The sequence below is a fragment of the Blastococcus sp. CCUG 61487 genome (assembly GCF_005222955.1).
Lineage (GTDB): Bacteria > Actinomycetota > Actinomycetes > Mycobacteriales > Geodermatophilaceae > Blastococcus.
Genome location: NZ_LWUA01000176.1, coordinates 1 through 217, shown reverse-complemented (window position 1 = coordinate 217; position 217 = coordinate 1). Strand labels below are relative to the sequence as shown.

Sequence of the window (217 nt, the reverse complement as noted above, 5' to 3'; positions counted from 1 at the left end):
CGCTCCTCGGCGGCAGCTCCGCCAGGGTCGCGGGGAGATCGGCCGGCAGCTGCACCCGTAGGTCGACCGCGCGCCGGCCGAGCCCGGCGGGGTGCCGGACCGCGCGGCGCACCGGGTCGGGGGCGCGCAGCACGTCGTCGCCCCAGAGCAGCGCGCGGTCGGTCAGCGCGGTGAGCGCCGTCGTCAGGACGTCGTCGGCAGGTCGGGGAGAGCCGCG

At 80.2% G+C, this 217-nt stretch carries 1 protein-coding gene; it reads right to left on the bottom strand.

Going from position 1 to position 217, the window contains the following annotated elements; translation table 11 throughout:
• A partial coding sequence (locus tag A6V29_RS09545) for a hypothetical protein (protein WP_137160072.1) occupies nucleotides 1-217 on the bottom strand: 217 nt, incomplete at both ends.